Origin of the sequence: Candidatus Magnetaquicoccus inordinatus (genome assembly GCF_004217665.1) — a bacterium.
Lineage (GTDB): Bacteria > Pseudomonadota > Magnetococcia > Magnetococcales > Magnetaquicoccaceae > Magnetaquicoccus > Magnetaquicoccus inordinatus.
In genome coordinates, this window is the sequence record NZ_RXIU01000130.1 from 1 (window position 1) to 9,938 (window position 9,938).

The 9,938-nt window shown below is 51.2% G+C and carries 9 protein-coding genes; 3 read left to right on the plus strand and 6 right to left on the minus strand.

Going from position 1 to position 9,938, the window contains the following annotated elements; translation table 11 throughout:
- Positions 1-160: 160 nt before the first annotated feature.
- Positions 161-1,102 carry an Rpn family recombination-promoting nuclease/putative transposase gene (locus EJP87_RS10285; protein WP_130471784.1) on the plus strand — a complete coding sequence of 314 codons (942 nt, stop codon included), beginning with the start codon at positions 161-163 and terminating at the stop codon, positions 1,100-1,102.
- An 81-nt stretch (positions 1,103-1,183) separates the two neighbouring features.
- Here EJP87_RS10285 and EJP87_RS10290 read toward each other — a convergent pair whose 3' ends face one another.
- The 6 genes from EJP87_RS10290 to EJP87_RS10315 are packed head-to-tail and all read right to left on the minus strand — an operon-like array spanning position 1,184 to position 8,142.
- Positions 1,184-1,561: a hypothetical protein gene (locus EJP87_RS10290; RefSeq protein ID WP_130471785.1), complete on the minus strand. Its 378-nt coding sequence runs from the start codon at positions 1,559-1,561 to the stop codon at positions 1,184-1,186.
- Complete coding sequence (locus EJP87_RS10295) at positions 1,558-1,770, minus strand: hypothetical protein (RefSeq protein ID WP_130471786.1); 213 nt, start codon at positions 1,768-1,770, stop codon at positions 1,558-1,560. The genes EJP87_RS10290 and EJP87_RS10295 overlap by 4 nt, the downstream gene beginning before the upstream one ends.
- A 14-nt stretch (positions 1,771-1,784) precedes the next feature.
- Positions 1,785-2,363 carry a hypothetical protein gene (locus EJP87_RS10300; RefSeq protein ID WP_130471787.1) on the minus strand — a complete coding sequence of 193 codons (579 nt, stop codon included), beginning with the start codon at positions 2,361-2,363 and terminating at the stop codon, positions 1,785-1,787.
- A 3-nt stretch (positions 2,364-2,366) separates the two neighbouring features.
- Positions 2,367-5,681, minus strand: coding sequence for an efflux RND transporter permease subunit (locus EJP87_RS10305; protein WP_130471788.1), 3,315 nt, complete (start codon positions 5,679-5,681; stop codon positions 2,367-2,369).
- The gene (locus EJP87_RS10310; RefSeq protein WP_193771285.1) at positions 5,681-6,799 is read right to left on the minus strand and encodes an efflux RND transporter periplasmic adaptor subunit; all 1,119 of its coding nucleotides are present in this window, start codon (positions 6,797-6,799) and stop codon (positions 5,681-5,683) included. The genes EJP87_RS10305 and EJP87_RS10310 overlap by 1 nt, the downstream gene beginning before the upstream one ends.
- On the minus strand, positions 6,796-8,142 hold the full coding sequence (locus tag EJP87_RS10315) for a TolC family outer membrane protein (protein ID WP_130471790.1): 1,347 nt from the start codon (positions 8,140-8,142) through the stop codon (positions 6,796-6,798). The genes EJP87_RS10310 and EJP87_RS10315 overlap by 4 nt, the downstream gene beginning before the upstream one ends.
- A gap of 483 nt (positions 8,143-8,625) precedes the next feature.
- Between EJP87_RS10315 and EJP87_RS10320 the strand changes: the two genes are divergently transcribed.
- Together EJP87_RS10320 and EJP87_RS10325 are read left to right on the plus strand one after the other, a co-directional pair.
- Positions 8,626-9,288: an NUDIX hydrolase gene (locus EJP87_RS10320; RefSeq protein WP_130471791.1), complete on the plus strand. Its 663-nt coding sequence runs from the start codon at positions 8,626-8,628 to the stop codon at positions 9,286-9,288.
- A gap of 163 nt (positions 9,289-9,451) precedes the next feature.
- The coding region (locus tag EJP87_RS10325; RefSeq protein WP_130471792.1) for an aquaporin at positions 9,452-9,938 on the plus strand (487 nt) is incomplete at its 3' end.

The following is a 9,938-nucleotide window of genomic DNA, read 5'->3' on the forward strand; positions in this document are numbered from 1 at the left end:
GGGATTCCATCCCTGGACCCGGCCAGGGAGGTGCCCTCCCTGGACCCGCAGTTGTGTTGGGTGGTGAATAGTTACTGTTAAAGAGAGTTTTTCTGTATGCTGGGTCAGTGGATCCCTGTTCGACAAAAATTTGTGGGCAGAGAGGATAAGGAGAGGTGTGATGCAATTTATCGACCCGCGCATTGATTTTGCCTTCAAAATGATTTTTGGAAGCGAGGATGGCAAAGATATACTCATCAGCTTCTTGGAATCTCTACTCGGCTTGACGGGTGAGAAAAGACTCAAAGAGATCACGCTGCTTGATCCCTTTTTGGCACCACGCATCCTGGGCATGAAAAGCTCAGTTCTGGATGTGCGCTGCCTGGACCATCGTGGGGTTCAATATATTGTCGAGATGCAGGTGAGTCGGGTGCGGGCCTTTCTCAAACGCATTCAATACAACGCAGCCAAATCCTATGTCCACCAGATAGCCAATGCCGAGGAGTATCCCAAACTCAATCAGGTGATTGCGATTACCATCACCGATTTTATTCTCTTTCCTGAATTTGTGCATTGCGTCTCGGCGCACGAAATGCGCGAAACGCTCTCTGGTGAATCTTTGCTGCGTGAAATTCTCTATTATTTTATTGAACTGCCCAAGTTTGATCGTTCCTGGCAATCGTTGGACAATCTCCTGGACAAGTGGATCTATTTTATCCGTTTTGCCTCTTCGCTGGAGGAGATACCCGCAACTCTTGCCGAGCCAGTGTTGCAACATGCTTTTGCAAAAGCACGTCTGGCCGGCATGAACCGCGAAGAGCTGGAATATTATGACAAAGCAGCCATGGCCGTTCAAGATGCACGAGGTGCCTTGGAACTGGCTGTGGAAGAGGCTGAACAAAGAGGCGTCGAAAGAGGCAAGCAGGAAGGCAGAGAGGAAGGCAGAGAGGAAGGCAGACAAAAAGGCACGGCCGAAACATTATTGCAACTTCTGCAACTGCGTTTTGGCCCCCTTCCTGTTGCCATCAGAGACAAAGTGGCAACAGCCGAACTGCCAGCGCTTGAAAGCTGGATTGCCCGGATTCTGCAGGCACAGAGTCTGGAAGAGCTGTTTGGTCAGTAGGCTTGCTGATCGGCTACTCCATTCCGAGATGAAAAACAGCCAACAGGATCAATTTGTTGCAGCATCTACTCTGGCAATCGCTCAAGGGGGGGCCAACCCATTGAGTGGACCCAACATATCGGTGGGACGCGACATCTGCCAGACATTATAGTTGAGATGGGAAACCGACTGGGTCAACTGGGCAAAACGTCCTGCCATTTGGTAAACATCCTGATTGATGGTGCCAACCTCCTGCTCCATGCGTCCCATATCATCCTTCATGCGCAATACCGAACCGTGCATCCCCTGCACATTCTGATTCATACTTTTCATATGAGAAGCAATAGCAGGTATGCCCTGCACATTACTGCCCATGGAGAGCACTGATTGGGTAATCTGCTTCATATCCTCTGACATTCCCCCAAAACGGGTATACATGGTATTCAAACTGCCAATCATATCCACCATGGTTGCCGTCAACTGCACCACCTGGAAAAAATATAGGCAAAGGCCAAGACCAAAATAGCCAAAACCCCACGAATGATCCGACTGGTACGTCGGGAAATAACTTTGGAGTTTTGATCTATCTTCTCCATCTCGGTGCGAAAAGTGGCAACCGTTTGGGCAAAAATCTGTATACTCTTGGCAAAACCATCCTCTTCAGAAGAGGTACGCTCTTGCTTGACCATCAATCACTCTCCGATTACTGAAAAGGGACAAAGCTGTTAAACAGCTTCATGGGGCGTGACATGCGTTGCACATTGCCATCAATACCACGCACAGTCCACTCCATGCCTTGAAAAGTATGGGTCATCGACTCCACCGAGGCAGTAATGCCACCCAGATTGGCTTCGACCTGGTGCATGCGTTTGGCAATCGCCTGAATATCGGTGTGCAAAGCCGCCACACTGCCATTCATTCGCTCCACTTCACCGACAATCACCGGCATACTGGCCACATGCCTATCCATCTGTTCGAGCACCTGGCGCATCACCGACATATCTTTGGCCATGCTGGAAAATTGAACATTCATGGTGTTCATCACCCCGATCATAAACTCCAATTTGGAGCTGACCAGCGCCAACAACAGCAAAAACACAATCGCCACCACCGCCAGACTGATCATGCCCGTGCGCAAAATGGCGGTAACGCGCATCGCCACCCGCAGATTCAAGCTGCTGCGAATTTTCATCGCCTCCTGAAAATCGCCCATCGCCTTGGCGACCAGTTCATGACTCTGTGGCACAGTCGGCCCATCAGGAGAGGAGGCTTCCATGCTCATCGCTTATCCTTTCCCTGTTTTCCAGCGTACAAGAGCAAAGTAGAGAATCGGAATGATCCACAAAGTCAGCATAGTGGAGATGAAGATACCAAAGATCAACACAATAGCCAGACCGCTAAATATGGGATCATCGATGATAAAAAAGGCCCCCAGCATGGCCGCCAAACCGGTCAACAGGATCGGTTTGGATCGAATTGCTCCCGAAAGGATCACAGCTTGCGCCAAAGAGACCCCTGAGGCCATGGTTTCGTTGACAAAATCAACCAATAATATGGAGTTGCGCACGATGATTCCGGCCAAAGCGATCATGCCGATCATCGAGGTGGCGGTAAATTGAGCTCCTAAAAGGGCATGGCCGGGCATCACCCCGATAACCGTCAAAGGAATCGGCGCCATGATCACCAACGGCACCAAATAGGAACGAAACTGGGCAACAACCAGCAGATAGATCATCAACAGACCAACGCTGTAGGCAATACCCATATCGCGGAAGGTTTCAAAAGTGATCTGCCATTCGCCATCCCATTTGATGGCATAATCATATTGTGTGGCGGGTTGACTGAACAAATATTGCTTGAGCAAGGCACCGGAAGCGCTGTGCATGTTTGCCAGTTGCTTATGGATGGCTGCCATGCCATAGAGAGGGCTATCCAATTTGCCTGCCATGTCACCAGTCACATAGACCACACGCAGCAAATCTTTGTGATAGATGGCGTGATCGATACCTCGGCGCTGCACACTGACAAAATCGGCCAACGGTATCAGCGCACCATTTGTATTCATCAACTGCAAAGCCAACAGGCTCTCCAGAGAGGCCTTATCACCTGGAACAGATTCCACCCTGATCGGTGTGGCATATTTATCGGTTCCGCTATGGATATAGGAGAGATCCTGACCGTGGAGAACTGTACTCAACAACTGGGTCACCGCCGCTTGTGACAGACCAAGCTGTGCCGCCCGTTGCCGATCCACCTGCACCAGCAGTCGTTCGGCATCCTGTTCCACGCTGCTGTCCACATCGACAATATCAGCCGTCTGTTGAAAAACCTTTTCTATGCGGCGCGCCAACTCTCTTTGCCCTGCCAAGTCCGGCCCATACACCTCCACCACCAGCGGTGATTGCACCGGCGGTCCCGGTGGCACTTCGACAATCTTGATATTGGCTCCCAACGGTTTGGCAATGGCCTGCAAAGGTTCACGCAGATCCAAGGCAAGCTGATGGCTTTTCCGTTCACGCAACTGTTTGTCCACAATGTTGATCTGAATATCGCCGACATGACTGCCCTTGCGCAGATAATATTGGCGTACCAAACCATTAAAACCGGGTGGGGAGGAGATGCCAACATAGGCTTGATAGTTGGCAACTTCTGGTACTTTTGCCAAATAATCGGTCAAGGCACTCATGACGCGAGCTGTCTGTTGCAAAGTGGAGTGCTGGGGCATATCGACTACAATTTGCAGCTCTGATTTGTTGTCGAAGGGCAGCATCTTGAGAATGACCAGACGCTGGGAAACCAGCAACAACGAGAGCGCAATCAGAACAAAAACACCGATAGCCAGCAACAAGCGATTGAATGTCACCCTCTTGCTGGTCAAGAAGGGCAGATAGATTCTCTGAAAAAAGCGCAACAGAGCAGGTGAAACATCGTCCGCGCCACCATAGCCGACAGGCGCCTGCTGGCCAGCAGCATCTGCCTGTTTATGGGGTAGTGAACCGCCCTGCCCCGTACCCGCCTGAGCAGCAGCCTGTTGGCGGGTATAGAGCCGATGCAACCCTTGATAGGCCAGCCAAGGGGTCACCACAAAGGCCACACAGAGCGACAGCAGCATGCCAATACTGGCATTAATGGGAATGGGACTCATATATGGTCCCATCAAGCCGCTCACAAAGGTCATCGGCAGCAGTGCCGAGATCACCGTCAAGGTGGCCAGAATGGTCGGTCCACCAATTTCATGCACCGCTTGAGGAATAATCTCCAGCAAAGGCTTGTGCCCGCCGTGCATATGGCGATGAATATTTTCCACCACCACAATAGCATCATCGACCAAAATACCGATGGAGAAGATCAAGGCAAACAGGGAGACCCGGTTCAAGGTAAATCCCCAAGCCCAGTTGGCAAAAAGGGTCAAGGCCAGAGTGAGGATCACCGCTACGCCGACAATGCTGGCCTCCCGCCAACCCATGGTAAACAAGACCAACAGCACCACAAAAAAGGTGGCAAAGGCCAGTTTACCAATCAACTTGCTGGCCTTGGCCGCAGCGGTGACACCATAGTCACGAGTGACTGTATAATGGACATCCTCCGGTATGATATGACCTTGCAGTTGCTGCATCCGTTCGATGACATTGCGGGCGATTTCGGCAGCATTGGCACCTGGCTTTTTGGCCACCGCCAGGGTGACCGCCGGGGCGTCACGCACCTCTTGCTCCCCCGCCAATCTGCTTCCTGGTCCAGTACCATACCAGACATAGGCATCCGGTTGATCGGCCTCCAGACTTACCTTGGCAACCTCATGCAGATAGATCGGTTGGCCATTGCGCATGGCAATGACCAAATCGGCCACTTCATCGACACTTTGCAAAAACTCTCCTGCCTGAACCTGCAGTTGCTGGTTGTTGCTGACCAGGCTGCCGGCATGGGCAACTGTATTGAAAGAGTTCAGAGCACGAGACAAATCTTCAAGGGAGAGCTGGGCTGCAGCCAGTTTTTGTGGATCCAGCAACACATGCACAACCCGATCCGGTGCACCAACCGTATAGACATCTCTGGTGTTGGGTACCCGTTTTAACTCTGCCTCCAAGGCATGCGCCACTTGCGCCAACTCGTAGCCACCCCATTGGGGATGGTCACTCCACAGGGTAAAGGTCACAATCGGCACATCATCTATACCCTTCGGTTTAACCAAAGGTCGCATCACCCCCAGATGGCGAGGCAAAAAATCTTCGTTGGAAAAGATGGCATTATAGAGACGCAGAATAGCCCCGTTGCGATTTTGCCCCACCTCAAACTGTACCGTAACAATCGACATCCCTGGCCGGGAGGTGGAATAGACATGCTTGACCCCTTCCACTTCCGACAAAATCTGTTCAGCGGGCGTCGAGACCAACTGTTCAACCTCGGCGGAAGAGGCACCGGGAAAGGCAATAAAGATATTGGCAAAGGTGACCGAGATTTGCGGCTCCTCTTCCTGGGGGGTAATCAGAACGGCAAACAACCCCAATAACAATCCCACCAATCCCAGCAAGGGGGTGATGGCCGAGTTCTGAAATTGACCGGCAATGCGACCAGAAATAGAGATCTCTTCGCTGCTGCTCATCAATGGCTTCCTTTGCCCGCAGCTTGCAGTGCCACACCCGCCTTGAGAGGATCCAAAGCAACCCGTTCCCCAGCCACCACTCCCGCCAATACCTCTATTTGCCCCTCATCATCGCGATGACCCAACAATACCCGCCGGAAATGGATCCGCTCCTCGGCATCGACTACATAAAGGCCGCTCACCTCGCTACGCTGTACCACTGCCGTCACAGGAATACGTAAAAACTCCTTTTCGCCCACAGTAAAGGCCACTTTGACCACCATCCCCGGAAACAGCCCTTTGCTCCCTTCAGGAACTGCTACACGCACAGCAAAGGTATGCGCCACTTTGTCGGCATAGGGGAAGAGGGTCATCTGTGTAGCCAACACCCCCTTGCCATCGGGCAACAGGATGCGCGCCTGCTGGCGTTGCCGCACCAGAGGAGCAACCGTCTGCGGAATGGCTACCAAAACCCGCAACTCATCCAAGGACATGCCGGAAAAAATCGCCTTGCCTGGCGTGGCACTCTCTCCCACCTGGACAAAGCGTTCCAGAACATAACCGGAATAGGGCGCACGAATCACATTGTCGGCAACCACATCGCTGGCTCCCGCCACTTGCGCTTGCGCTGCCCGCAAACGTGCCTGGGCAGCCAGTTGCGCAGCAGTGGCCGCATCCATTTTGGCACTGGTGAGCATCTGTTTGTCATAGAGTTGTTTGCTGCGGGCCAATTCACTGTTGGCCTGCGCCAATGCGGCCTTGGCCTCCTCCACACCGGCCTGGGCCAAAGAGAGAGTGGCCAGCCGTTGATCCCCCTTGATCCGCAACAACACTTGTCCTTTGTTGACAAAGTCGTTGACATCAAAATTGATCTCGACAATCTGTCCAGAGACCTGTGAAGACATTGTGGCCTGTTTGACTGCTTCCACGGTTCCAGCAAACACCATTTCTGCAGGCTGTTTGTGCAACAGAACAGTCTGCGTAGTGAGCTTTTCTCCGGCCAAAGCAGGAGCTGCCCAGACAACGCAGAGAGCAACAGCCAGAAGCAGAGCGCTTAGCAACCTCCTGGCACTACTCCGACAACAACCGATCTGCACAGAAGAGCGCTTGCTTTGCATGGTATAAAAAAAAGTTGTCATTTGCTGAGCCATTCATTGATATGGGAAAGATCTTGCTCGCCTAACTGGCCAGCAGTAAATTTCAAACGCAGAGCTCCCAAAATATAGCGATACCGGGCATCGGCAAGATTGCGCATGGCCCGAAAAAGATCCCGTTCGGCTGCCAGCACATCCAACATGGTCCGCATCCCTGCTGCATAACTCTCACGGGTTGTCTGCAGCATGCTGCTTGCCGATGTAAAGGCCTGCGCAAAGGCATTGCTCTGGGCAATACCGGTTTGCACATCCAGATAGGCATTACGAATGGTGGTTTCCAGCTCTTTTTGGCTGCGTTCCCACTCTTGCTGCATGGCCTCACGGGCTTGAATGGCCTGCCGCACCTGCGACTGGGTCGCCCCACCAGAAAAAATCGGCACATTCATCTGCAAAAGCAGATAATCGGTTTTATAGGTCGATACCCCACCGGTCCAATAGTTGCTGCCAGTGCTGTCGTTATAGTTGTGGCCTGCTGTGGCATCTATGGTTGGATAATGGCCCGACTTGGCCTTTTCCACCGCCTGATTGGCCTGTTCCCGTTTGATACGGGCAATTTTCAAGGCAAAACTGCTCTCTTGCCCGACGCGCACCCATTGCTCGGCAGCAGCCGGTTCCGGTGCTTTCAGCGGAATCTCTTTTTTTAATGGTTGCAAGGTGAGTGGCTGTTGCGACTCCTCAGCCCCAATGATCTCAAGCAGCTCCCTTTTGCGGGCATCCACCATATTGCGTGCAGCAATCAGTTGCGCAGTGGCAAAATCCATTCCCGATTGCGCCTCTTGCAACTCGGTAATCACTGCTGTACCAGCAGCCAATGACTCTTTGGCCAGCTCCATCTGCCTGCGCATGGCAGCCTCTTCTGCCAGAGCCACCTGCAAGCTCTCTTCAGCAGAGAGCACATTAAAATAGCGCTCTGCCACGCGCATCAACTGCTCCTGCTGCTCCATGGCATAGGTCAACTCAGCAACCTGGGCATCCGCTTTGGCCATATCCAAACTGAACAGGCGGTCGCGATGATAGACCGGCACCTGGAGAGTGAGCGCAAATCCTTTGCTGTCATAACGATTATTATCCATGGTATTTTGCTGATAGCGCCCCTGTTGTGCAGACAGATTTGCTGAAGGTAACAGGCTGGCGCGACTTTGCGGTACCGCTTCAAGAGCACTCTCTTTGCGGTGCAAAGCTGATTTCAGTTTGGAGTCGTTATGCAATGCTGAAAGATAGATTTGCCAGAGATCGTCCGCTTGTCCTGATCCGCTGAGTGCAAAAACCAGTAAAAATGCAGAAGAAGCTAGAACATTTTTAAGACTGGCTTTTCCTTGGTGCGACATTGCAAATCCTTTCAATGAATGTGATTATGCAACCTGATTGCCCGATAGCCTCTTCTCCTGCATGCAAACCAACAATGAATCATTACCAGACAGTGCTGCAACAAGGGGGACAGGATTGATAGACAGAAAAAAACCATATTATTGATTGCAAAAATATCAATAAATTGTCTTATTTCAAATTTTGCAAATAGTCGTTTCAGATCCTACCAGATATTGGTTATCCTGTAAACAAGAAAGTATTCAACAACAATATTATATATTTATAGTAATTTATATTAAACAAAATATAAATTATATACAGTTATATATTATTAGTAATTGATACATATTAATATTATTATTTTATCTCCTGAGGCTATTTTCTGGATTCTTGTACAACCAGGTGTTGCAGAAAAGCGCTGACTACAGTAAAAAATCACGGATCCAACACATAGACAAACCATCCTTTTTTTTATCATTAAAACCAACCTGCAGAAATCGCCCATGTCTACCAGTGAATATCTTCATGCCACCGATCGCAATGCCCGTTATGTCAAGAGTGCAGAGCGCACTGCCCTCTTGGCAGAGATCCGCGACCACTCCCGTCACCATGGTGATGCCCATTTGGCAGTACCTGTGGTCCATGTCATCCTGATGCACAGCAATGGTGATTTGCGCATGGTGCAAAGAGGCGATAAGCCGGAAAACCCCTTCATGTGGGATAAGGCAGTCGGCGGACATGTGGTGTGGGATGATCCCACTCTGCCACGCGCTGCTTTTGATGCCAACCTGCGCAAGGAGATGGCCGAAGAGATAGGTGTGGACAATCTGCTCCTGGCCTCCGATCCTTTCCACTATCGTCAACTCCTCGCCGCAGGCTCAGTGGATTTGCAGCACCAAGCCCTGCTCTATCTTCTCGACCTGGATCCCTGGCAAGCGGCTCTCTGCCGTGTCCGCAATGGCGAACCCTGGTTAAAACGACAGTATGTGGCAACCTATTTTGGTCTGTTTGATGGCCCTTTTCGTTTTATCGATGGTGAAGCGCAAGCCGAAAGACGAATCAGCAAAGGCGATTTGCTGATTGATGTGTTGGAACGACCCTGGCTGTATGCCGATGGGGTGCGTGTCTTCATGCAGCGCTATTACCACCTGCTGCGTGTGGGATAGAGCCTGGCCAAAAAATGTCACTAACTGCAGCATCTCTTGAAAAATATGCTTGACCATATATATCGATTGGCATATATTCTTCTGAACGAATATTTGCTGAAGGTGTGGTCAAGCAAGGGGAAGATCCACCTATTTATTTTATAAGATTGAGGAGTTGTACTCTATGAACACGCAAAAGCTGCTTTCCGAAGGCATCGGCACCGCCCTGCTGCTGAGCATAGTGGTTGGTTCAGGGATCATGGGAGAAACCCTGGCACAAGGCAATACTGCGGTCGCTTTGTTGGCCAACTCCTTGGCAACCGGGTGCGGGCTCTATTTTTTGATCTCCTTGCTGGGACCGATCTCTGGTGCACACTTTAACCCAGTGGTCTCCTTGCGCGCCTTTTTGCGCCAAGAGTTGAGCACGGTTTTGTTTTTAGGTTACATCGCGGCACAAGTGATCGGCGGCATGATCGGCGTTTGGATAGCGCATCTGATGTTTGAGTTGCCGATTTTGCAAACCAGCCTTAAAATCCGCAGCGGCTTGGGCAACTGGAGTGGTGAGTGCATCGCCACCTTTGGCTTGCTCTTGACCATTGGCCTGGGAGAAAGGTTTGCTCGCGACAAAATAGCCATGCTGGTCTCCTGTTATATCACCTCTGCCTACTGGT

Coding starts and splice junctions, on each gene's coding strand:
- EJP87_RS10285 (WP_130471784.1), top strand. CDS start 161: ATGCAATTTATCGACCCGCGCATTGATTTTGCCTTCAAAATGATTTTT.
- EJP87_RS10295 (WP_130471786.1), bottom strand. CDS start 1,770: ATGGTCAAGCAAGAGCGTACCTCTTCTGAAGAGGATGGTTTTGCCAAG.
- EJP87_RS10300 (WP_130471787.1), bottom strand. CDS start 2,363: ATGAGCATGGAAGCCTCCTCTCCTGATGGGCCGACTGTGCCACAGAGT.
- EJP87_RS10305 (WP_130471788.1), bottom strand. CDS start 5,681: ATGAGCAGCAGCGAAGAGATCTCTATTTCTGGTCGCATTGCCGGTCAA.
- EJP87_RS10310 (WP_193771285.1), bottom strand. CDS start 6,799: ATGACAACTTTTTTTTATACCATGCAAAGCAAGCGCTCTTCTGTGCAG.
- EJP87_RS10315 (WP_130471790.1), bottom strand. CDS start 8,142: ATGTCGCACCAAGGAAAAGCCAGTCTTAAAAATGTTCTAGCTTCTTCT.
- EJP87_RS10320 (WP_130471791.1), top strand. CDS start 8,626: ATGTCTACCAGTGAATATCTTCATGCCACCGATCGCAATGCCCGTTAT.